Genomic DNA, 23,240 nt, shown 5'->3' with positions numbered 1-23,240 from the left:
ATCAGTGAGTAAGTGTGGTGCAAAAGGGAAACCCATTCAGTGGGCCTTTTAGGCCGAGGCCGGTAACATAGGCTTTCAGCCGCAGAGCAAACCACCAGTTCACACTGGTGGTTTTGATTATAAGAGCTACTCAATTTTGCCATTGAATCAAACCAGGATATGTTTCTTATTTACTCAAATCAATCTTCTTATTAATAAAATAAATAATAAATCCACCGATCGTCATCGAAACCAGTTCTCCTAATGCAATGGTTAGATACATGAACCAAAAAGAGCTGGGTTCTTCAGAAACAAGATAGATTTGTCCAGCGATCGTAAACATTGATAAAGTGGCAATGATGGCTGTTACGGTCATCTTTACTTTTAAGTTTTTGATCTGTTTGGTTGCTGCTCTTGAAATAATCAAAACTAGAAAAGTAGACAAACTACCAACGACTACATCGATAATTCCAAAAGGTGAGAAGAAGTTAACAATCACAACACCTAATGTTACCGCAAATACATAGCGTTTATGTAAAAGGGCAAGGTAGTTAAACATTTCGGATAATCTAAATTGGATTGGACCAAAGCCAACTGGGGCGACGGCGAGTGTGATAACAATATAGAGTGCTGCAATTAGACCCATTTTCGCTATTTCTTGGACAGGTCTACTTGTCTTTGAGGGATTTGTATTCATCATATTTCTCCTTTGTAAAATAGCAAGTGCTATCTTAGTAATAACTATGACCAAAGGATGAGAGCTTTATCGCCCTAGCTAAGTGCCATAGTGCAAGTTCAAAAAAACTTGCTTGTCCATTATAACAGAAAATATTAGGGATGAACAGGGTTATTTCATTGTCCAACCCCCATCAATAGGAATAGTTGTTCCGTGTATATAGTCTGCTGCTTCACTAGCGATATACAGGGTGAGATTTGCGACCTCTTCTGGTTTTGCCCATCTACCAGCTGGCGTTTCATTCGCAACCCACTTAGCCATCTCTCCGTCCCCAGCAAAATCTGCTTGATTCATCGGTGTTTTAATGGCGCCTGGTGCAAGTGCATTTGCGCGGATTCCTGCATGGGCATAATCATAATCCAATTGTTTTGTATAACCAATAATGGCATGTTTTGAAGCGGTATAGGCTGCCCCGCCACCTCCTGCAACTAGTCCTGCAATCGAAGCCATATTGATAATGCAACCTTTTTTCTCTTGCAACATATGTGGTAATACGGTATTAGTCACTAAATATGTTCCCTTTAAATTCGTTTGAATGACTCGATCCCATAAGTCTTCATCTGTTTCTAACGTTTTTGCATAGTTATCCAGAATTCCCGCGGTATTGAGCAGAATATCGATCGTGCCATTTTGCTTGATCGCATGATAAACAGTTGTTTCTACCTTACTCTTTTCTGAAATATTACCAAGTCGGTAGTCAAACTGATCGTTAAATTGCTTTTTTAATTGGGACAACTTGTCTTCCTTAATATCAAGGGCAAAAACATTTGCACCCTGAGTTAAAAAGGCCTGGGCTTGTGCATAGCCAATTCCTGAATTAGCACCTGTAATAAATACACACTTTCCTTTAAATTCTTCAAATTGCATCCTAATCACCTCATGAGAAATAACCTGAAATTTATCCGGATTAATTTCAATTAATCAACAATTTCCCAATCATCTGCAAGTAAGTCACAAACTGTTGGGGTGAACATCGTATACCCTTCACCTTGAACATTGATTAGAAAATATGGATTTAAGCGCTCGCCATCGATCATACTCTCATCAACTAATTTGACATAGAGTTCAGCACCCGCCCAACCTTGTCGAATAATTTTTTTTCCAGCTTTCAAATGTGGTAAGATTTCTTCAAATGTCATATCAAATCATCCTTTATCTATTGATATTGAAATTATAAAGGAATCGTCTATGAATGACAAATGAGAGTAAGGATACTAAAGCCACCTGTAGGTAGGTGATTGGCCAGAACCTTTAATCACTTGTCTCACACGATTTAGCGATCTATTTATATAAATTAGATCAAAAAGGAATAAAAGCCAAAACGGGTAATATACCAATAAGAGGGATATCTATCTGCTGATCAAGTACTTATAAAAAGGGGATGATGAGATGGCACAATTAAATGAATCACTCACATTTAAGCGTGGTTTAACGATAAAAAATCGAGTGATTATGGCACCGATGACAACGATGATGAGTTTTCAAGATGGTGTTGTAACGAGAGATGAATGTGCTTATTATGGGCTACGATCTGGAGAAGTAGGAGCAGTTATTACGGGTGCGGCAAATGTCCAGGAAAATGGTAAGGGATGGGAAGGACAATTGGCTGTTTACCATGATCGCTTTATTCCAGGCTTATCCAGGCTAGCTGCATCAATTAAAAAAAATGATACAAGAGCTATTTTACAAATATTCCATGCAGGGCGAATGACAAATTCTAAGATCCTCCGAGGTGTACAGCCAGTTTCGGCAAGTGCTGTTCCTGCTGAGCGTCCGGATGCAGAAACACCTAGGGAGTTGTCGAGTGAAGAAATTACCGACTTAATTGAAAGCTATAAACAAGCGACTGAGCGTGCAATTAAAGCTGGGTTTGATGGGGTTGAAATCCATGGCGCAAACACTTACTTGCTTCAGCAATTTTTTTCTCCCCATTCCAATCGCCGGAAAGATGAGTGGGGTGGAAGTCGGGAGAAGCGGTTTAAGTTTATTAATGATCTTGTTGGAGCAGTGACTGAAGTTGTCGATCGATCAGAAAGGAAAAATTTTATTGTTGGTTATCGGTTTTCCCCAGAAGAATTTGAGACGCCCGGCATTCGTTTGCCAGATACTTTGTACTTAATTGACCAGTTAGCAGATAAACCATTAGACTACCTGCATGTGTCTTTCAATGACTATAAACGAATCTCGATCAGTGAGGCATATCAGGATAAGCCAATCATTCATTACCTATATGAAAAAATAAATGGTCGCCTCCCTTTTATTGGTGTAGGTGATATTAGAACGAAGAAGGATGCGGAAGACGTTCTCGAAAAGGCAGATCTTGTTGCACTTGGCCGTGCCTTACTGATTGATCCGCATTGGACTGCAAAAATTTTGGCGGATCGTGAAGATTTAGTTCGAAAAGAATTATCAGAGTATGAACGGGAAGAATTAATGATCGAAAACGGTGTCTGGGCCTTTTTGGAAGGGATGATGCCAGAACGATTAATTAAAAAATAAGTTTATTTTTAGCCCCCACCAAAGTATCGGTGGGGGTCAGTTTGTTTAGCTTGCTAAAAAAATAAATCTAAATAAACAAATGGCTTAATATCCAAATTCCTCTAACAACAGATATTCAATTATCTAGTTCGATTGTCATCATTATCTCTATTTCGGTCATATTCAAAGTCCTCGCCAAATTCGACACCATAATTGACACTACTTGTGTTGAGTGAGCGATCGCTGTCTGTCTGGTCTACCGGGTCAAAAAAGTAAGATAAACAGACGAGACCACTTAGTCCTATAAGGCTGTATAATAAACGGGATAAAGCAGCACCCTGTCCACCAAAGATGAAAGCCACTAAATCAAATTGAAAAAACCCGATTAGCCCCCAGTTAATTGCTCCGATTACCGTTAATACTAAGGCAATACGCTTAAATGTGCTCATGAAATCATTCACCTCCTCATCCAAGTTACGATCAGTTTTATCTTTTGCTCTAAACAAAATTTCATACAATCAATATGTGGAATTGGGGATAAAGTTAATCTTTAATCACAAGGATTTCCTTTTCCTGCGTAAATAAAAAAACAAAGGTGAATGACCTCTGTTTGCTTTTACCACTGGATCTTTTCAAATTGTTGACTAGAATAAATCTTGTTCTTTCGGATAAGAATAGAAGTATAAAGGGGAAAATTCAGATTGGGGTCGAAAAAAAGGAGAGGCAAACTTATTATTCTCACGGATCATTTTGCCGATTGCTTCCTCTATAAAAATAAATAAAGTGGCCCCCACTAAGTGAAGGTCCACCTTATTCTTGAATAGCTAACGAATGGTTTCAAAGCATTTTTAAAATGTTCACATTCATTTAATCAAAAAGTCGAATTCAATTTATAGGTTCGATCATTTCAAAGGCTCTCTCAATCGGTTTGTATAAGATAAAAGCCATAATGAAATTCCCAACAGCATGATAAGTATCAAAAGGGATCCCGGCGATGTAATAGGCCAAAAAATGGTCAAAGATAATGTATTCAAACAAGGACATGATAAAACCATGAAAGTATCCTGCGAAAAAGCCGATTAAAGCTAATAGGTAAATGAAGTATTTCTTATCCTTCAAATGGCGAAAAGATCCACTTATGATTGCAATAAGTGAAAAAGAGATAACTTGTGGCAGATTCCAAATGCCAAATCCTAAGAATAAGTTACTTACTATAATACTAATTGTTGCAACAAGTACGCCGTTTGTTCTACCCATCAGAATAGCTGTAATCATAATGATCATGGTAAGGGGTTGAACATTTGGAATGAAGCTCATATATATTCTGCCGATAACGGCAATACTGACCAACATGGATAACATGGTTAATTTCCTAACAGTCAACTTACTACTCCTAACTTTGGAAGCCAAATTCTATGATATCTTCATTGTGTTCTGCCAATAACGCAATACTGACCAACATGGATAGCATGGCTAATTTCCCAATAGTCAACTTATTACTCCCAACTTTGGAAGTCAAATTCTATGACATCTCCATTTTCAACCTTGTAATCGGCAGCTCCTACAGAAGCCATTTCCCCATTGATTGTATACATCCAAGCATAGGGTTCATCTTCCTCCGCTTTAATCCCATTGATGGCAGTAATAAAACCATTGTCCTCTTCAATGTCAAAGTTATCTTTCAAAATGTCCATTAAAGTCGATCCTTCTTCAACTTCTAATTCCTCTTCGGCAAGAATTTCTTCGCCGTGTTCTTGTGAAATGATGAGTTCTATTTGTAATTGCTGAACTTCACTTTGTGTTGATTGTCCACCATTATTATTCGGGTCAGTCGATCCACAAGCAAATAAAATATTTGTAGCTAACATTAAAGGTAAAAATAATTTTAAAAATTTCATATGATTATAACTCCCTCTAGAGAAAATTTTTTCAAACAAGAGGGCGTCGTAATAGTGACGCCGCTCATAAACTATTTATCCTAGCTTAACGAATTGTAAGTCCCCCACAACAAAGCAATTGAATGACATGTGAGGAATCAATAGTAGCCAAAGCCTGATTCGTTCATCTCACACTTAGGGAATAATGAAAACACCACTGAGAGACATTTTACTTATCTAATTGGACAAGCACCTGTAGTACAACCATCATTCCCAATATCTGCATCTTCAAGGTTATCAGTTACCTCGTATTGTTCAAGTAATTCAGCAGTAAATGGCACCATCTTTGCCTTTTTCTCCTCGAATTCACCTTTTGTGATGGCTTCATATGGCATCAATTGGTATGTTCCGCCATCTAATGCTAAGAAAGATACACCAACAAAGTTATCCCAACCTTGTTTGACTCTTTCCTCAGCCCTACTCCATTCATTAGGTTTAACGGTAATCGTATTTGATGTGTTGTGCTCTGTGTAATTATTTTGGAAACTAAAGTAGTTATCGAATTGTTCATCAACGGAAATATCATCTTTTGTTTTATCTGCTCCAGAAGCGACAGGGAAATCAACAACAAGCGTCTTGGCATTGGCCATTCGCTCTTCGTAAGTGTCTCCTTCTGTCCCAACTTCAGGATTTACGGTCCATCCGAGATCTAAGGCTACTTTAGCAAGTGGATCAGATGCATTGATTCTGATTCTTCTAATGTAGTAGGGCGAGTGTGACCAATGTAAGCCACTAGATACAGGTGAATCTGTTATTGGGTTTCGCGCAACTTGACTTAGCGTTCCTTCTGGTTTTACTGCTGTTACAAGTAATGGTGCGCTTATTCGCAACTCTCTAGCATACTTGTCAGCCTCACTTCTTGATGCATGGTGTAATTTCCTTTGTAACTCCTCTTCTTGGGCTTGAGTATAGCCTAGCAAGGCCATCGCATCCTTCCAACCTGTTAATGATGTACCTAGCAAACGATCACGCTTTTGCACTTTATCCCATGCTTTAAGTTCAAGTTCTGCTAAAGTCATTCTCAGTCCAATTCGGGCAGAATCTCTTTGTGCCTGTAACAAACCTTCTTCATCAAGCGTTTGATCCTCATTGACAAAGGCAGTTAAGTTAACTGTTGTTAAATTACAAACGTTTTTACTGAATAAAATAATTTCAACACATGGATTTAGCCCAATCTCTTCCATGATATATTCCAACCTGCTTCTTGTTGGCTTGGTCTCCCCTAGTTGTTTCAGTATTCGTCGGGCCCCCTCTTCAAGGTTGACAAAGGCAGGCTCACCTTCGCCTTTTAATAATTCAAATTGTAAACTTAATCTTTCATCGCTTGGTTTGCTTGTAAAGGCAACAGAGTTATTACTCATTCGTCGATGGTCAATGTTTTTTCTTGGCTCTCGAACAGGATACATGTAATAGCCATTTACTTGATCTGCGAATGTGAGTGCTGTATCTTTATCATCGAAATACTTTAAGCTTTTTCCATCATCATAAGATACAGCATGTTGTTTTAGCGACATGTCTTTAAACCACTTTGGTAGTTTGATCCCATTTTTAACTAAGGTATCCTTAACAACTTCATGTTGATCAAAGTGCTCTTGTGACCAAAAACCATTAATCCCGTATTTGGCAAGTAGAACCTCGATGTCATCCGCGTCAGAAAGGAAGATTTCAGCAGTACGCCGTACACCACCAACGACAACGTTGGCACCAATTAAATTTGCCATATCAAGAATATGAATCGGTCTGACTTGACCATAGCCCTCTTCATCTACTGCAATGGGCTCTAAGCTATCATCAATCTTGTTACTCAGTACATTTGCAAAGCCTTCATACATTGATTTTAATGGTTCATGTCCAGAAGCTGTTCCACCAAAAGTTTTCAGTCTTTCACCATTTGGCCGAATAGAGTTATAGCTAAACTTAATTGTGTGAATATGTTTATATTTTTTATTCGTTAAGACATCTAAATATAAGTGAAGCGATTCAACCCAGCCTTCCTTAGAATCACCAATATATATTTTAACAAAGCCATTACCGATTTCAACAAGTTTAGAATGCTCGAGTCGCTCTTCTTTAGGAAGCGGCTTATACTCAGAATGAAGGACCTTCACATTAGTTTTGATTTTCGGCATCGCTTTGGCCATTTTTAGTGTAGATTTAATCCCAATTCCAGTACCAACTAACAATAAGTAAAAGACTTCAGGTAAATCTCCCCAATCTTTTATATTGGTAAAAGAACAATTAAAGTTACCAAGTGTGAATTTCTCGTTGATAACATCATTTCCACCGCCAAGCCATAGAGTACGCCCTGAAGGAAATTGTTTCGTTTCATAAATACTTAAAAATATCCGCTCTGCTTCTTTTTGTAGAGCTCGATAGTCTGGTTCTAATCCAATTTTCTCAAGATGATCACTTGCTAAGGTCATATTATAATTCACTGCACGTTGGACTGTTTCATGCCAGAATTCTCTTCTGTTTTTACCCGCTTTCCATCTAGAGTATGTTCTGGTGTAGACAAAACTCCCAATTTCAGTTAGTGGATTTGGCTTGTTTTCCACAACTTTTTCGACAAAATCGTCGGTAATATATTCAATTAACATGATTGCTCTCCTTCTCCTTGCTTTCTAATGGTAACCAATTCATTGAACCAAATGCTTCATATTTGAAAAACGATCATTTGATGATTAAGGATATCACTTGCTCCCTTTTATAATAAGTATCAGATATAGGAAAAGTTCATTTAAATCAGAACCGATCACTTATCTTTAGATAAACAAGGAATCTTTTAAGAAAAAAGTGAATTTGTTTAAATCCTTATTTTATCGTAGTTAAACTGACTAAAAAGCCCCTATTCCAATAACCTAAGGGGAAGGGTCGGATGATAAGAAAGGGGAACAGTCAGTAAAAGTCTGATTTGTTTATCTAAAAGTCAGTGAGGGTTGAGGAAAATGTCCACTGAATAAAAGGTTCACTTTTATATCATAACTGTAAGTGAAAATAAAATCAATATATTGATGTTTAAAAAGTATGTAAATACCACATATAGTTATTAGACGAATAACCGTCGAATCATATGATAACAGCTTTAATGGAATAATGGAATTTACCGCAGTGTAACTGTCAGTAAGACCCCTCCTTCTAGTATTTGAAGGAGGATAAGAATTGTAATTAGGGGGTCAACTGACAGTAACAGCCCGATTGGTTCAACTAACATTCAGTGGGATGGGGAATTCAGCCTAAGGCCACCAGGTCCTATGGGAAGGTCTGCACGGCATAGCTAATGTAAGCCCAACCTCCACTGAATGAAGTTTCACTTTACCGCAGTGTAACTGTCAGTAAGCCCCTCCTTTAAGTATTTGAAGGAGGATAAGAATTGTAATTAGGGGGTCAACTGACAGTAACGGCCCGATTGGTTCAACTAACATTCAGTAGGATGGGGAATTCAGGCTAAGGCCACCAGGTCCTATGGGAAGGTCTGCATGGCATAGCTAATGTAATCCCAACCTCCACTGAATGAAGTTTCACTTTATCGCAGTGTAACTGTCGGTAAGACCCCTCTTTCAAGCATTTGAAGGGGGTCAGCTGATATTAGAAGTCCTGCTTTATCATTAATGGCCTGTATCTGAGCGACTTATAGAGGACTTGGAATGTTGATTTGCTTACACTTATATAACGGAAATAAGGCGATCCCGACTCTTATAAATGAAAAGGGTAGTCACTTCACCAAACGGAGAACTCAATTGACTTAGAAAGCAGATTTAACAATCGGGCCAGGCCATAACTGATTTGCTGACTTGGAACAATCTGCAGAAAAAAATAGAAAAAGAACGACTCAAAATAAAAATGATTGAGGTTATTAAAGAATAATATGTTAACATATAAAGTGATGTATTGCATTATTTGTAGCACATCACGATTTGAGTATGAGTGAAGAAAGGGTTGTGAAAAATGCTAGGGGCTATTGAAGCTGGTGGAACAAAGTTTGTTTTGGCAATAGGAAATCAGTCAGGAGACATTCTTGATAAAATCGTTATTCCAACAGAACATCCTGATATAACAGTACCAAAAGTTATCGACTACTTTAAAGATACAAAGATTAAGCGACTTGGTCTTGGCGGATTTGGTCCAATCGATATTAACCAAGACAGTCCTACTTATGGGCAAATACAGCAAAGCCCAAAAACAGCTTGGGTTGATTATCCTTTAGGGGCTGTATTACAAGAGAAACTAAATATCCCTATTATTATTGATACAGATGTAAACGTTGCAGCAATGTCAGAAGCGAAATTCGGAAGTGCAAGAGATGTTGATTCTTGTTTATATATTACGGTAGGGACAGGAATAGGGGCGGGTGCCTATTATCATGGTCGGACTTTACAAGGCTTGTCCCATCCAGAAATGGGTCATATTAAGGTTCGCCGTCACCCAAAGGATACTTACAAAGGAACATGTCCTTATCATGAAGACTGCCTAGAGGGTCTAGCGGCAGGACCTGCTATTGAAAAACGCTGGGGTAAAAAAGGTGATCAGTTAGCTGATTTACCTCATGTTTGGGAAATGGAGGCTTATTATTTAGCGCAGGCACTGACAAATTATATTTATGTTCTTTCGCCTGAAAGAATTATTTTGGGCGGTGGGGTCATGAAACAAAAACAATTATTCCCATTGATTCGCCAAAATGTAATCGACATGCTGAATGGTTATGTGAGTTCACCATACTTAACAAAGGATAAAATCGATGAGTACATTGTATCACCTGGGTTAACTGATGAAGCGGGTATTAAAGGGGCCTTACATTTAGTAATGGAATAAAAGGATCGAGTAGAAGCACTCTAAGGAGCTTTTACTCGATCTTTATATTGCCTAATTTTAGTTCTTCTTAAAATATCCCACAGACTGATTATACCCATTTGAAAGGCTTGGGAAATTAGGAAGTATATTGGGAGAGGAGAAGATGATATGAAGGTCATTGATGGTTTCAACGACAGAGGGAATCTTTTTAAAGAAGATCGACTTGGTTTTGGAGATGATTATATGTTTATCCTCGATGGTGCTACAGGGGTGGCGAATAATCAAATTCCTAATTATTCAAGTGATGCTGTATGGTTTGTAGAAACAGCGAGCAAATTTCTGAATGAACAGCTAGCCAATGCATCAAATAAGAAAACGGAAATTATTTTAAAGGAATTAACAAACCATATCAATGCTCAATTTAAAACTTTAAAGATCGGAGATGTTAGTAAGCTTGAGATGCCCTCTGCAGCATTTATTATGGCCCGAAAGATTGACCAACAGCTTGAGCTTATTTCTATAGGTGACTGTACAGGGGTGATTGAATTTCATTCAGGAAAATATGAGCTCATTTATGATAATAGAATATCGAAGTTAGACAATAAAGTAGTCAATACGATGCAACAAATAAAAAAAGAACGCGATATTTCAATGATTGAAGCGAAACCTTATGTTAAAGAACTTTTAATAAAAAACAGGTTATTAAGAAATGAAAAAGATGGCTATCAGGCCTTGGATTTTACCGATATCGTGCTAGAAAAGGTTGTTTATAGAAAGGTTCCATATCCTATGGTTAAATCAGTCTATTTGTTCAGCGATGGAGTCGATAGCTATTTCAATGATTTTAAGTTATCTGATGGTCCGATCGGATTAATAAAAGATATTAAAGACAAAGGTGTCCATCAATTATTAGATCGCCTTCGAATCAAGGAAGAATCGGATCCTAATTGCGATCGCTATCCTAGACTTAAAATGAAGGATGATGCAACACTTATCTGGGCAGTATGTGAAGAAGCTTAATGGCTATGTCATTCAACCTCCTATTTTAAATTTTGTTAGAAACTAATTAGTGAGTCCCTCAACAAACTTAGGATAACTATGATTAGTTAATGAAGCAGTTAAAGTCATTAACGCTAATCAGGGTAAAGTTGATCTGTCTTCCTTTCCTTTTGGTTTATTTAGTTTTCTAAACTGGGAAGGGGTCATGTTTGTTTCACGTTTGAATGCTTGTGTGAAGAAGGACTGTGATGAGAAACCTGTGATGTTGGAAATCTCGCCAACCGTTAAATTGGTTGTCTCTAACAATATCTTTGCCTCTTCTACTCGGATTTCATTTAAATATCTAATGGGTGTGATCCCGACTTCTTCTTTAAATAGATGGACTAAATAGTATTTATTTATATTGCTTACTTTTGCTAGTGTGTCTAAAGTAATTGGATCTTGAAAGTTCTGTGTCATATAATACTGCGCTAGGGCAATCGTGTGGTTTACCTTTTTACCTATGCTTTTCTCAAGTTTGACCTCTTTCATTCGAAGTAGTTTTGTAATGAGAATTTCAATGATATTTTGACAAACACGCTCATAATTTAATTTTTTTCTTTAATTTCGAGTAATAATATGTCTAAATGGTGGAGGATATCTGCTTCATCATCTTTATAAGTGAATAAACCATAGGGATTATCTCCTTCAGTTAAGGAAAAAGAGATCCCTTCAATTCCTAAGGCGATATATTCTAAAGAATCTTGAGGGTTAGATTGTTCGGTGTGTTCAACATTTGGATTTATGACGACTAGATCGCTTTTTTGGACTGGGATTTCATGAGAGGTTAGAATGAATGAGCCTTTTCCGTTTACAATATAAAATAACTCAGTGAAATGGTGTGTATGTGTGATGCTATTCCAACCCTTATCATATGCGGATCGTGTGATATACAATAGTTTAAAGGGAATAGAATCATATTTCTTCTCAGTGACTTGATAGAATTCATGTGCCACGATATCTCCTCCTTTGGACACTATTTTATTGTTTATCCATAATGGGGGTAAATGGGAAATAGTCAGCAATATGTATAGGGTAAAGAGGAACCCAGCCTCCATTGTGCAAGGAAAATCATTAGATGGTAGATTGCCACTATTGCGTGCCTCGTTAATAGGATTAAATAATCTTTTCAGATCGATAAATGCGAATCATAATAATTCCAGTCTAAAATCAAATGTTTGCTAAGTCAATTTAAAGTTCTAAAAGATCAAGTTTACAAATAAGTATTTAAATAACCAACATAAAGTCAATGTTTGTTTAGTGCTTTTGTGTTGTTTATCCTTTGATTTTGTTGACTATTTAATAGGATGTGCGTATACTAGAAATAAATAAATGGAAGCGCATTCATGATTGGCGAGGGGAGTAAATGTGATGGGTAACGATAACATGTCTATTCGTGAAGATTTTTATTTAAATGGGAAGAAACTGAAGGTGATCTCAGGTGCGATTCACTACTATCGAATTGTACCAGAGTACTGGCAAGATCGTTTAGAAAAGGTCAAGGCGATGGGGTGTAATACAATTGAAACTTATGTGCCTTGGAACGTACATGAACCAGAAAAAGGTAGATTTCAATTTACAGGACAATATGATCTGATTAAATTTATCGAACTTGCTGATCAGTTGGGTTTGTATGTTATTTTAAGGGCATCACCTTATATTTGTTCAGAATGGGAGTTTGGCGGTTTACCGGCATGGTTATTAAAGGATCCGGGAATGCGGGTAAGGAGTTTGTACCAACCTTATATGCAACATGTAGAGGACTATTTTGACGAGCTCTTTCCAAGGATCATTCCGTATCAAATTGATCATAATGGCCCAATTATCTTAATGCAAGTTGAGAATGAATATGGTTATTACAGTAATGAAAAAGGTTACTTGAATCAGTTAGCGGATATGATGACAGGTTATGGGGTCACAGTGCCATTAGTGACATCAGATAGTACAAGAGAAAGTATTCTGAATGCAGGAGCTATTCCTGAAAAAGCGTTACCGACCATCAATTGTGGTGTGAACCTAAAAGATCGATTAGGGGCATTAAAAGCACTTAGTCCGAATAAACCATTAATGTGTATGGAGTTTTGGATTGGCTGGTTTAATATTTGGGGTGGTGAACATCAGGTTCGGAATCCTAAAGAATTGAATAAAGATTTAAAAGATATGCTTGAGATCGGTCATGTTAATTTGTATATGGCACATGGTGGAACGAACTTTGGTTTTATGAATGGGGCGAATTATTATGCAAAGGAAGTGGATGGTTACCAAGAAGAGGAATATGCACCCGCCACAACATCATATGATTATGGTGCACCAATAGATGAGTCCGGCGAATTGACGGATAAGTTCTACTCATTTAAGCAAACGATAGAATCGGTCATTGGCCAAGTCAATGACGAAGAAAAAGTTTTCTCCCCAGTTAAGAAAAAAGCATATGGGAAGTGGCCAGTTACTAAGAAGGTCAGTTTATTTAGCGTGATTGATGACATATCAAAACCCATATATCACGAACATCCGGTGACTATGGAAGCTTTAGATCAAGCTTATGGTTATATTTTATATCGAAGCCAGTTGGGACGAAAATCGATGACGCAAGCTATAAAATTAATTGGAGCCAATGACCGTGCCCATGTTTTCCTCAATGGAGTTCATCAGTTTACTGCTTATCGTGATAGCTTTCGAAAGAAACAAATGATTGAATTAATAGCAGATCAGACTAATCAATTAGATATTCTAGTTGAAAATATGGGTCGTGCTAACTTTGGCCCATATTTAAATGAGCAAAGAAAAGGAATAAGAACGGGTGTCATGCTTGATGAGTATCTTCATACTGGGTGGGAGCACTATTCATTACCTTTAACAAATCTAGAACAAGTAGACTTTTCCAAACCTTATCATCAACAACAACCCGCCTTTTACCAAGTATCCTTCCATGTTGAGGAAGTGGCTGATACTTACTTAACATTACCTGGTTGGGGGAAAGGTTGTGTCTTTCTCAATGGTTTTAACTTGGGTCGTTTCTGGGAGGAAGGGCCACAGGCCACCTTGTATGTTCCGTCACCTAGATTAAAACAAGGGGAAAATCAATTAATCATTTTTGAAACTGAGGGTAGAGCCTCAGGTCAGATCGAATTTGTTCAATCACCAATTATCCAAAATGCGTAAAGTGGAGGTTATCATCGATGAATGAGCAAGGGAAAATTAGGAGACTAGAAGATTTAGACCGTGGTTTAATAGCAATAAAGACAGAAACTGGTGTTTTTCTAAGCTGGCGTATTTCAATTGAAGAATTTGATCATGCAGAATATGAAATTTACCGAGATGGACAATTAATTCATCACATCGATCGAACTCAGAATAGTAATTACCTAGATAAAGAAGGAAAAGTAGATAGCTTATATGTGGTAAGAGCTATCACTCGAAATGGAGTAGAGGAATCAAATCAAGTGTCTGTTTTAGATCAGAATTACTTTGATATTCCACTTGATAAACCAGTTGATGGGATAACACCAAATGGTGAACCTTATACATATTCAGCAAATGATTTATCAGTTGGTGATGTGACTGGGGACGGTCGTTATGAGGTCTTCGTAAAGTGGTATCCAAGTAATGCAAAAGATAATGCCCATACTGGCTATACAGGTCATACCTATTTAGATTGTTATACCTTAGAAGGAGAAAAGCTCTGGCGAATTGATTTAGGGCCCAATATTCGATCAGGTGCTCATTACACACAGTTTCTGGTTTATGACTTTGATGGTGATGGAGTTTCTGAATTAATTTGTAAAACGGCAGACGGAACCATTGATGGTCAAGGTAATGTCATTGGTGATCGATCGAAGGATTATCGCAATGAGAAGGGATTCATTCTTGATGGCCCAGAATATTTAACTTTATTTGATGGGCGGACAGGTAAAGCTTTAGATACGATTGATTATAAGCCAGATCGGGGTGTCCCGGGAAGCTGGGGTGATCATGACGGAAATAGAATTGATCGATACTTAGCGGGAGTAGCTTACTTAAATGGTGAAACAGCAAGTGCGGTCGTTTGTAGAGGGTATTACACAAGGGCTGTGTTAGTCGCCTATGATGTTGTCGATAAGAAATTAGTTGAACGTTGGTGTGCTGACTCCGATAATAATATGCCGAAACTCGCAGGGCAAGGTGCTCATTCGCTGAGTGTAGCTGATGTCGACAATGATGGATTTGATGAAATCATATATGGTTCAGCAGTTGTTGATCACGACGGGTCCCTTCTATATTCAACAGGGTTTGGTCATGGAGATGCGCTGCATGTCGGTGACTTTGATCTAGATAATCCTGGTCTGGAAATCTTTATGACCCATGAAGAGAGCCCGCATGAACATGGTTTTGAGCTTCATGATGCTAAAACAGGAAAAGTATTATTTAGTCTCCCGTCAGATGGAGAGGATATTGGTAGGGGTGTTGCTGCTGATATTGATCCAAGATTTAAAGGAGCACAACTTTGGGGCTATGCTCCAGAGGAATCAAATCGCGTTGCTGGGACGGAAGCTTTTTATACGAGTAAAGGGGATCCTATTGAAGGCCCGATTCCGCCAGCAAATTTTGTTATTTGGTGGGATGGTGATTTAGGGAGGGAAATACTAGACCATGATTTTGACCCAGCCATTCAGGCGGGAGTTGGGACGATCATGAAATGGAATTGGGAAACCGAGCAATTAGACTTGTTGCTTAGGGCAGATGGAACGCTTTCAAATAATGGGACGAAAGGGAATCCTAATTTACAGGCAGATTTATTCGGTGATTGGCGTGAAGAAGTCATCTGGCGTCTTGAAGATTCAAGTGCATTAAGGGTCTTTACGACAACAGATCTAAGTGAGCATCGCCTATATACACTTATGCATGATAGTCAATATCGGGTAGCTATTGCTTGGCAAAATGTTGCTTATAATCAACCGCCACATCCTAGCTTTTATATTGGCTTTGATCAATCTGCTATGCAAATTCCTCTACCTAAGGTTAAACTGGTTCGAAAAAAATAATGAAATAGAAGGTGAAGGTTATGAAAAAAGGATTAGACCGTATCCGACACAGATTGTTGAAGACGCCTTCGCATATAGGAAAATACAAGAGAAAGAATATTGTCTTACTATTATTATTTCTATGTGTACCAAGCTTACTGATTGGGATTTTAATTAATTTTTTTGGTGTAAGTCAGTTAAAAAAGGATTTCATTGAAACACACGAGAAACAAATAATAAACCAGGTGGATTATATTGATTCACAAATGCAGAGTCTAGAAGTAAATTTGAATTACTGGTCTTATGAAAATTTATTCAATAATAATATTGACCAAATAAACTTTCAAGACCAGTATCAACTTGCTAGGGAAATCTCGGGATCATTATTCTCTAAGCAAAATGGCAATAGCTTGATTGAGCGAATCAGTTTATTTGTAAATAGCGAAACCCCATTTGTCTTTAATCCACAATTCCGCTGGACGGGGGATGATCAGTTATCTAACTACCAATATTATCTCCAAAAAGAGGATACCTTTTATTGGGATCAGAATTTACTAATGTCTGAGGAAGATCATCACTTGTTTCCGCTTGTACTTGTGAAAAATATACCTACATTTGCTCAAAATCAGAAAAAAACAAATGTCTCATTTATTGTTGAACTCAATCAACAAGCTGTATTGCAAATGATTGATGGTTTAAGTTTAGCGAGTGAGGGTTTTTCCTTTATTGTGGATAAACAAAGTGGAATGTTGATTTCATCTGATATGAAGAGTAATCGATTTGTTGAGGAAGTTCTTATTGAACAAGGACTTGGAAATGATTCGTTTACTGTTGATTGGGAAGGGGAGGACTATTCGGTTTCTTCAGGAACGATTAATCGGGTAAATGCAGATTGGCTTTATATATCTGTCGTTCCGATTTCTTTTATGACCAAACCGATTAACCAATTATCCCAAACCATTATGATTATCAGTTTAATAGGTCTAGTCCTATCCTTTATTATTGCAAATGTGACTTTCCGATCCATTTACCGACCGGTTGAAAAGATTTTAGAACTATTTAAAGGAAATGCCTTATCTAATAAGGATGCTTTTCATTTAATTGAATCCAATTGGAAGAAACTAAATAATGAAAAGGAATTGTTAGAGAACCATGTCGCTACTTTAAATGAAAAACTAATTAGTAATTTCTTTTTTCAATTAGTCGAGGGTTTTTTGCAGAACCAGAGTGAACGAGAACTAAGAATGCGACTTGCCCAATATCAAATTTATTTAGATCATGAAACATTGCGCTATTTGGATATTCAAGTTTCAAGTAAAAAACATCAAAGTTATATCATCAAATGGATGAATAACATTTTTGATGAGAGCTATTACGTGATCCATTTTAATGATCACTTTCTTGGTATTATTTTTATTATTCAAGATAATGAACAATTTGAAGAACAAATAAATGAGTTATATTCAGCTATTAAGGCAGATCATAAATTTGAATTAGCAATTATGTATTTGAGTCAACCTGTTCAAGACCTTAGTGATTTGACACAAGCCGTTGAGAAAATTAGACAACGGAAATATAAAACTCGTGCACATGATCAACTCGTTTTAATTCATATGCCGAGTGTAATTAAGAATTCAGAGCAAGCAGGCGATATTTACCCATTTGAAATAGAACGGCGAATTTTAAAGGCGATTGATCTTTCTGAAATGGAGCAGGTTACCGAAGGGGTTGACCAATTTGTAGCAGCTATTCAGGAATATGATGAGCGCTCGATTCAATATAACTTTATTCAACTTTATGGCTCCATTCAAGCACGGATTATGAAGGAAGGTATCTACCCATTTGAACTATTTGAAGGGAAAAATATCGTTAAGGAATTTATCCATGCCTATGATATGGATACTCTTAAAGCTATTTTACTAGACGATGTTATCCAACCGTTTATCATGAAGCGGAAAGATCATTTGATTTGTAAGCAAACTCAGATGATTCATATTGTGACTACCTATATCGAACAAAATTATATGTATGATATTTCACTTGACCAATGCGCGGATGAATTAGGTTTAAATTCATATACCTTGAGTAAAATGTTTAAACAGTGTAAGGGGATTAACTTTATTGACTATTTGACAAATTATCGGATTGAACAGGCGAAGCATTTGTTAAGTACTTCCACAATAAAGATTCAGGAGATCGCAACATCAGTTGGATACCAACATAGTTACTTTAATCGAATCTTTAAAAAACATACCAACATGACGCCTGGCCAATATCGAAAAATGCAACAAACGGCTAACCTTACTCAAATTTCGAATTTTTCCAGCCTAAACTGGCCGTAAGTGATGAGATAAGGAAGGAATCTTTTATTGTCAAATGGCTAGTAAAGATCCGACTGCTTCATCTAATATTCAATAGAGATGGCATCTGCAGAACAAAGATTCACTTTATAGAAGAGGTGTGATTATGCTAACTATTTTTTTAGCGGGAGACTCAACGGTAGCAAATTGTCCGCTACATGAATATCCGATGGCTGGTTGGGGGCAATGTTTCCAGGAGTTTTTTGAAAGAGATAAAGTAAGCGTTGTCAATATGGCTAAAGGTGGTGCGAGTTCAAATAGCTTTATAGAAGACGGCTTGCTTAATGATATATTGAATCGAATAAGACCTGGTGACTATGTTTTTATTCAATTTGGTCATAATGATCAAAAAGAATATGGAAGCAAGACCCCGGAAAGGTACAGAACTATGCTCACAATTTACCTAGACAGGGTTCAAGCAGCCGGTGCCGATCCTATTCTAGTTTCACCTGTTCATAGACGTTTCTTTGATCAAACAGGGAAATTGAAAAATACCTTAGGTGAATTTTCGGAGACGGTGAGAGAGTTAGCCCAAAGTAGATCGATTCCCTTCATTGATTTATCGAAGCAAACGCAGGAATTATACGAAGACTATGGTGAGGAGAAATCGAAGAAACTCTTTACTTGGTTAAGGCCTAACGAACATGTTAATTATCCCGAAGGAGTAGAGGACAATACCCATTTTTCAATTGAGGGGGCAAGATTAATTGGGCAACTTGTTTGTGAAGAGTTAAAAAAGAATCAACATCCGCTTGGAAAATACATCAAATCAATTGAGAGGTGAAACAAATGAAACAATTTAACTTTGTTAAGGGAGATTTGATTTACCACAATCCTTTAGCGAAGGCAGAGGATTTGTCCGATTTCAAAATGGAAGGCTCTATAAAGACAAGTTTTGAAGATAAAAAGCTAATCCTTGAAAATGAAATGGATCCGGAGGAACATGGTGACTTCGCACATTGGGTTCTTTGGTGTAGAAAGGATTTTCCAGATGAAATCATTGTTGAATGGAACTTTAAACCGCTTAGAGAACCAGGTTTATGTATGTTTTTCTTTTCAGCTACTGGAAAAGAAGGCCAGGATATTTTCTCGCCAGCTTTGCCTAAACGGAATGGGCATTATCCCCAGTATCATTCAGGTGAAATCAATACCTTACACTTATCTTATTTTAGAAGGAAATGGGAAGAAGAACGAGCATTTTGCACATGTAACCTCAGGAAAAGTGCGGGTTTCCACTTAGTTGCCCAAGGTGCTGACCCAATTCCAAATGTAAAAGATGCTAGAACAGATTATCAATTGAGGCTAATCAAATATCGAGATATTGTGCAATTCTCTGTCAATGATTTGGTTGTATTGGAATGGCAAGATGATGGAAAAACATTTGGAAATATATATTCAGGAGGAAAAGTAGGCTTTCGGCAAATGGCACCGATGAAAGCTTCTTATAGTCAGTTAAAGGTATATAAAGCAATCAGGGAAGAGTAATCTACTAGAGGATGTGATCCAATGAATGATGATGGAGTACTGGGGAAATTATATGTTGCTTTTGACTTTGTCTATCGGTTAATTTATTTAAATTTACTTTGGTTTAGTTTTACACTTATTGGTGCCTTTATCTTTGGGATTGGTCCGAGTACGATTGCCCTCTATCATGTGATTCGAAAGTGGTTAAGAAAAGAATTAGGTAATGATCAACATATTTTTAAAGACTATTTGCAGGCATATAAGGATAATTTTATAAAAGGTAATATTATCGGGTTAATCGTTATCTTTGTCTACTTTATGTTTTTAGTTAATTACCGATATGCCACCTTACGGACTGAACTTGTCTTTCAGTTTATTCGTGTATCAACAGTTATTCTGGCAATTATAACAACGATTATGGCCACCTATCTTGCACCACTTTATGTTCACTATAAGTTGACGATAAAGGAATACTTTCAAAAATCATTTGTTCTTGCTATAGCACATCCATTACCAACATTATTAAATGTCGTTTGGTTAATCATTGTTGGCTATTTATTTAATGTTTTATTTCCATTTTCATTATTATTAGGTGTTAGCTGTCTAGCATATGGATTGATGGGGATAACTTATTCGTCTTTTGTTCGTAATGATCGACTTGTTGAAGAAAAACTAGGCAGGTCATTAACAAACGTTGAGGTGGAGGAAAAAAGGCTATCCTGATTATATGTGATTGATAGGTAGCGGATTAAGACAACTTAGGTGAAGGAAGGGAATGCAATATGCAAGTCAAATGGTTAGAGGGTGCACCGGGAGTTAAGAGTGGGGTTACTTTTGGATTGCCCTGGAAGCAGGGTGTATTAACACACTTAAGTCACTTTCGACTTAATCAATACCCTGTTCAAAGTTGGCCAATGGCTTTTTGGCCAGATGGAAGTATAAAATGGACGGCACACGCAACCGTCATCGATAAAACAGAAGAAAAAGAATTTAACCTGATTAAAGATGATACATCGGTCTGTGAAGATGGAATAACAATTTCGGAAACCGATACTGAAGTGATGATTGATATAGGTTGTCTTAAGTATAGTTTAGCCAAGTCCGGTCATTACCTAATAAAACGTATAGTGGATCGTGATGGAAGTTTAGTAGCAAGGGACGGTCAAGTCGTTGCTGTTATGGAAGAAGGTCAGCTAGAAGGCGGACAGCGGATAACAACTGAGCAGGTCTTAGTTGGTGAAATAAGTAAGCTTGTTATTGAGAGAAAAGGGCCATTACAGGTGACTGTTAAGATAAAGGGTGTTTGTGGTGAACAGAATGAATGCCCTTTTACAATTCGACTAATTTTCTATTATCAATTACCGCAAATCAAAGTCATCCACACTTTCTTTTATAATGGCAATCCTGATCAACATTTTATTAAGGGATTGGGTCTAGAATTATCAACAAAGTTAACTGGATCGCCCTATAATAGACATATTCGTCTAGCAACAAAATCAGGTATTTATAATGAACCTGCTCAATTATTGGCATCAAGGCGATTTAGACAGTCCGATCTCTATCGAAAACAAATTGATGGAGAGATTGTTCAACCTACTAAAGAAACTGAAGCTATTTTTAATCAGGCAAAAGGCCAAGCAGTTTGGCAGGATTTTAAATTTACGCAGACTTCCTACCAGGGTGGGAGATTTAGAAAGCGAACAAGTAGTAAGCAAGCCTGGGTGGATATTCCAACGATTAATCAAACGCGAGGTCTTTTATATGTGGGTGGGGAAAATGGTGGAATCTCAATTGGTTTAAAAGATTTTAATGAGAAATACCCGAGTCAATTAGGAGTACGTGGAGTAGCTAAGGATCTGACGACACTATCAATCTGGTTTTGGTCCCCAGATCAAGAGGCTATGGACCTAAGGCATTATTCAAATGAGACCCATGTTAAAAGTGCTTATGAAGGTTTTGATGAGATGCGGGCAACACCTGTGGGAATAGCAAATACTAGTGAGGCCTATCTTACTTTCTTTGCTAGTCATCCATCGAAAACGATGCTATTCGACCTGGCACATGACTATCAAAAACCAAGTCTACTAATCTCAGATCCTAAATATTATTATGAGTCTGGTGCAACTGGAATTTGGCCGTTAAAGGAAATGTCCAATCCTAAGATTAAATATTTAGAAGAACAGTTAGATCAGCTACTTTTGTTTTACCAAAGGGAAATTGAGCAAAGGCATTGGTATGGATACTGGAATTATGGTGATATCATGCATACTTATGATGCGACTAGAAAACAATGGTTCTATGATATGGGTGGTTATGCTTGGCAAAATACAGAGTTAGTCCCCAATCTATGGCTTTGGTATAGTTTTTTCCGAACGGGTAATCCAGAGATTTTTAGATTGATTGAGGCGATGACGAGACATAATAGTGAAGTTGATCGTTACCACTTTGGTGAATATAAAGGGCTAGGTTCACGGCATAATGTCAGTCATTGGGGCTGTGGCTGTAAAGAAGTGCGGATCAGTATGGCCTGTTTATATAAATATTATTATTATTTAACGGCTGATGAAAGAATGCTTGACTTATTAGATGAGGTAAAAGATGCGGATCAAACGCTTGATCAGCTTGATCCAATGCGAGAGCATTTCCCAGAAGAGGTAGGTTTAACTCACGCACGAGTTGGACCAGATTGGGTTGCCCTTAGTTCTAACTGGATGTCAAGATGGGAGAGAACAGGAGAGCGCGTTTACTTAGAAAAAATATTAACAGGTTTAAATACATTGAAGAAAATGCCACATCGCTTACTGACAGGGCCAACATATTGTTATGATACAAGGACATCCGAATTAATACCTATTAATAACGATGAGGGTAGTTATCATATGGTGATTGCCTTTGGTGCTCCACAAGTTTGGTTAGAGTTAGCTGATTTACTAAATGATGAAGCATTCAAAGATATGATTGCGGAGTTTGGACAGGTATATGCCATGTCTGAGGATGAGAAACTAAACTTTTTTAATGGACAGTCAAAAGGTGATTACTTCCATTGGCCGATGTTTGCGAGTGGTCTAATTGCCTATGCAGCATCGAGATTTGACGATCAGGAATTAGGGAAACAGGCTTGGCAGCTACTTCTAAATGAATCCTTAAGCGATATTAAGCTTCCGGTCGTAATCGATCAAACAAACAGTTGGGAGACCTTAGATGAAATACCTTGGGTAACGACAAATACGGTATCACAATGGGGCTTAAACGTTTTAATGTGTTTACGATTTATCCCGGACCAACTGGACGAAACCTTTCCATCTCAATAATACCAGAAGAGTATTAGGCTAGATGCGGGGAGCGACAATAGCGAGGCCCCGAATGGGTGGGCTAACATTTAGTGAAGAAGAGGGCATCAGAGAGAGAATTTTTTAATCCAGCTAGCGAAAAAATAGGTCTAAACTTAATAGAGTAGGAG

General features: G+C 37.5%; 19 protein-coding genes. 10 read left to right on the top strand and 9 right to left on the bottom strand.

Going from position 1 to position 23,240, the window contains the following annotated elements; genetic code table 11:
- Window positions 1-166: 166 nt before the first annotated feature.
- The 3 genes from KQI76_RS01495 to KQI76_RS01485 form a co-directional block, all read right to left on the bottom strand.
- Window positions 167-676, bottom strand: coding sequence for a QueT transporter family protein (locus KQI76_RS01495; RefSeq protein ID WP_216398527.1), 510 nt, complete (start codon window positions 674-676; stop codon window positions 167-169).
- A 150-nt stretch (window positions 677-826) separates the two neighbouring features.
- Complete coding sequence (locus tag KQI76_RS01490) at window positions 827-1,582, bottom strand: 3-oxoacyl-ACP reductase (protein ID WP_216398526.1); 756 nt, start codon at window positions 1,580-1,582, stop codon at window positions 827-829.
- Between the two features lie 50 nt (window positions 1,583-1,632).
- Window positions 1,633-1,854 carry a DUF2829 domain-containing protein gene (locus KQI76_RS01485; RefSeq protein ID WP_216398525.1) on the bottom strand — a complete coding sequence of 74 codons (222 nt, stop codon included), beginning with the start codon at window positions 1,852-1,854 and terminating at the stop codon, window positions 1,633-1,635.
- A 250-nt stretch (window positions 1,855-2,104) separates the two neighbouring features.
- On the opposite strand from KQI76_RS01485, the gene KQI76_RS01480 reads away from it, so the two are divergent.
- Entirely contained in the window at window positions 2,105-3,214 is a 1,110-nt protein-coding gene (locus tag KQI76_RS01480) for an NADH-dependent flavin oxidoreductase (protein WP_216398524.1), read from the top strand.
- A gap of 119 nt (window positions 3,215-3,333) precedes the next feature.
- Here the strand turns inward: KQI76_RS01480 and KQI76_RS01475 are convergent, their stop codons facing one another.
- From KQI76_RS01475 to nrdJ, 4 genes are all read right to left on the bottom strand, one after another.
- Complete coding sequence (locus KQI76_RS01475; protein WP_216398523.1) at window positions 3,334-3,642, bottom strand: DUF378 domain-containing protein; 309 nt, start codon at window positions 3,640-3,642, stop codon at window positions 3,334-3,336.
- Between the two features lie 436 nt (window positions 3,643-4,078).
- Window positions 4,079-4,576, bottom strand: coding sequence for an ECF transporter S component (locus KQI76_RS01470; RefSeq protein ID WP_216398522.1), 498 nt, complete (start codon window positions 4,574-4,576; stop codon window positions 4,079-4,081).
- A 113-nt stretch (window positions 4,577-4,689) separates the two neighbouring features.
- Window positions 4,690-5,091, bottom strand: a complete 402-nt coding sequence (locus KQI76_RS01465; RefSeq protein WP_216398521.1) for a DUF4430 domain-containing protein — start codon at window positions 5,089-5,091, stop codon at window positions 4,690-4,692.
- A gap of 212 nt (window positions 5,092-5,303) precedes the next feature.
- The gene (gene nrdJ / locus KQI76_RS01460; RefSeq protein ID WP_216398520.1) at window positions 5,304-7,727 is read right to left on the bottom strand and encodes a ribonucleoside-triphosphate reductase, adenosylcobalamin-dependent; all 2,424 of its coding nucleotides are present in this window, start codon (window positions 7,725-7,727) and stop codon (window positions 5,304-5,306) included.
- 1,348 nt (window positions 7,728-9,075) lie between these two features.
- On the opposite strand from nrdJ, the gene KQI76_RS01455 reads away from it, so the two are divergent.
- A complete protein-coding gene (locus tag KQI76_RS01455; protein WP_216398519.1) occupies window positions 9,076-9,939 on the top strand; it encodes an ROK family protein in 864 nt (287 codons plus the stop codon).
- Window positions 9,940-10,086: 147 nt separating this feature from the next.
- Window positions 10,087-10,938: a protein phosphatase 2C domain-containing protein gene (locus tag KQI76_RS01450; protein ID WP_216398518.1), complete on the top strand. Its 852-nt coding sequence runs from the start codon at window positions 10,087-10,089 to the stop codon at window positions 10,936-10,938.
- Between the two features lie 117 nt (window positions 10,939-11,055).
- Here the strand turns inward: KQI76_RS01450 and KQI76_RS11990 are convergent, their stop codons facing one another.
- Together KQI76_RS11990 and KQI76_RS11985 are read right to left on the bottom strand one after the other, a co-directional pair.
- A complete protein-coding gene (locus KQI76_RS11990) occupies window positions 11,056-11,448 on the bottom strand; it encodes a helix-turn-helix domain-containing protein (protein WP_371817634.1) in 393 nt (130 codons plus the stop codon).
- A gap of 56 nt (window positions 11,449-11,504) precedes the next feature.
- Window positions 11,505-11,912 carry a cupin domain-containing protein gene (locus KQI76_RS11985; protein WP_371817633.1) on the bottom strand — a complete coding sequence of 136 codons (408 nt, stop codon included), beginning with the start codon at window positions 11,910-11,912 and terminating at the stop codon, window positions 11,505-11,507.
- A 415-nt stretch (window positions 11,913-12,327) separates the two neighbouring features.
- Here KQI76_RS11985 and KQI76_RS01440 point away from each other — a divergent pair, with 415 nt between their 5' ends.
- From KQI76_RS01440 to KQI76_RS01410, 7 genes are all read left to right on the top strand, one after another.
- Window positions 12,328-14,118, top strand: a complete 1,791-nt coding sequence (locus tag KQI76_RS01440) for a glycoside hydrolase family 35 protein (RefSeq protein WP_253288748.1) — start codon at window positions 12,328-12,330, stop codon at window positions 14,116-14,118.
- A gap of 17 nt (window positions 14,119-14,135) precedes the next feature.
- On the top strand, window positions 14,136-15,977 hold the full coding sequence (locus KQI76_RS01435) for a rhamnogalacturonan lyase (RefSeq protein WP_216398517.1): 1,842 nt from the start codon (window positions 14,136-14,138) through the stop codon (window positions 15,975-15,977).
- 20 nt (window positions 15,978-15,997) lie between these two features.
- Window positions 15,998-18,298, top strand: coding sequence for an AraC family transcriptional regulator (locus tag KQI76_RS01430; RefSeq protein WP_216398516.1), 2,301 nt, complete (start codon window positions 15,998-16,000; stop codon window positions 18,296-18,298).
- Between the two features lie 124 nt (window positions 18,299-18,422).
- Entirely contained in the window at window positions 18,423-19,100 is a 678-nt protein-coding gene (locus KQI76_RS01425; protein ID WP_216398515.1) for a rhamnogalacturonan acetylesterase, read from the top strand.
- A 5-nt stretch (window positions 19,101-19,105) separates the two neighbouring features.
- The gene (locus tag KQI76_RS01420) at window positions 19,106-19,801 is read left to right on the top strand and encodes a DUF1961 family protein (RefSeq protein ID WP_216398514.1); all 696 of its coding nucleotides are present in this window, start codon (window positions 19,106-19,108) and stop codon (window positions 19,799-19,801) included.
- Window positions 19,802-19,822: 21 nt separating this feature from the next.
- Entirely contained in the window at window positions 19,823-20,503 is a 681-nt protein-coding gene (locus KQI76_RS01415; protein ID WP_216398513.1) for a YesL family protein, read from the top strand.
- Between the two features lie 59 nt (window positions 20,504-20,562).
- Window positions 20,563-23,091, top strand: a complete 2,529-nt coding sequence (locus KQI76_RS01410; RefSeq protein WP_216398512.1) for an exo-rhamnogalacturonan lyase family protein — start codon at window positions 20,563-20,565, stop codon at window positions 23,089-23,091.
- Window positions 23,092-23,240: the final 149 nt, after the last annotated feature.

This window comes from Amphibacillus sp. MSJ-3, from assembly GCF_018919165.1.
Lineage (GTDB): Bacteria > Bacillota > Bacilli > Bacillales > Amphibacillaceae > Amphibacillus.
The sequence above is the reverse complement of the archived record's forward strand: the minus strand, read 5'-3'. Positions and strand labels throughout refer to the sequence as shown.